Origin of the sequence: Methylobacterium sp. E-041 (assembly GCF_022829665.1) — a bacterium.
In the GTDB taxonomy this organism is placed as follows: Bacteria; Pseudomonadota; Alphaproteobacteria; order Rhizobiales; family Beijerinckiaceae; genus Methylobacterium.
The window spans coordinates 1-1,012 of sequence record NZ_JAKSYQ010000119.1; the positions used below are offsets into that span (position 1 = coordinate 1).

The following is a 1,012-nucleotide window of genomic DNA, read 5'->3' on the forward strand; positions in this document are numbered from 1 at the left end:
TTCACCAGAAGAGCTCGACCATGGACCGTCATGCGGGCATGCTGATGGGTGTTCATCCGGGGCGCTCGGTCAGGGTTGGTTGGCTTCGCAACCCCAGCCTCTCACCCCCGCCCCGGGTGAACAACCTTCATAGCTTCGACAGCTAGGCATCCCCGTCATCGGGTTGTGCCAGCTCAACCGCGAAGTAGAAAAACGCCCCGACAAGCGCCCATTGCTCTCCGACCTGCGGGACAGCGGCTCGATCGAGCAGGATGCCGACGTGGTGCTCGGGCTGTTCCGGGAGGCCTACTATCTGGAGCACAAGGTCGGTCGGACCGATGAGGAGGACATCCGCCTCTCGGCTTGCCAGAACGAGCTTGAAATCGAGATCTTGAAGCAGCGCTCCGGCCCGACGATCCGGGTTGTGTGCTTCTGCGACATCGCCTGCAACGTTTTGGCGGAGGCTGCCCGATGAGTAGCTTTCCCAGCCTGCCGCTGTTCACCGACGCCTACATCGCCGACACGGCGCACCTCACGATGGAGGAGCACGGTGCCTACCTCCGCTTGCTGATGTTCGCATGGCGGTCGAAGGGCTGCCGGTTGGCGAACGACGACGTGTTCCTGGCCCGCACGCTCGGAATTAGCACCCCGAAATGGCTCAAGATCAAGCCGACGGTCATGGCGTTCTGGACCCTCTCAGGAGGCTTCTGGTCACAACGCCGTCTCTCAAAAGAGCACGCGTTCGTGACAGAGAAGGTGAAGAAGCGGCGTGCGGCCGGCAAGCTTGGCGGCCGACCTAAGTCATTGCCAGATAACGATATGGGGAAAGCAAAAGGTTCTAAAACGGGAAAGCAAAACGGAACCGACCCGAAAGCACCTACACCTACACCTACTTATACCAACCGGCATTGATCATAACCGATAGGCCCACTGGCGCAGTCCGATGGACATGATGAGCCAGGGTTGGGCGACGAAGCGTTTCCAGGCCTCACAACACCGATCGAGGATGTCGTCGTAGGAGGTGAAGATCCGG

Annotated in this window: 2 protein-coding genes; both read left to right on the forward strand. The window is 60.1% G+C overall.

Features of this window, described 5'->3' with window-relative positions; genetic code table 11:
• Nucleotides 1–163: 163 nt before the first annotated feature.
• Nucleotides 164–454 (forward strand): DnaB helicase C-terminal domain-containing protein, encoded by a 291-nt coding sequence (locus tag MKK70_RS10800; RefSeq protein ID WP_243947569.1) that lies wholly within the window; start codon nt 164–166, stop codon nt 452–454.
• On the forward strand, nt 451–891 hold the full coding sequence (locus tag MKK70_RS10805) for a YdaU family protein (RefSeq protein WP_243947571.1): 441 nt from the start codon (nt 451–453) through the stop codon (nt 889–891). The genes MKK70_RS10800 and MKK70_RS10805 overlap by 4 nt, the downstream gene beginning before the upstream one ends.
• The last annotated feature ends 121 nt before the right edge of the window (nt 892–1,012 follow it).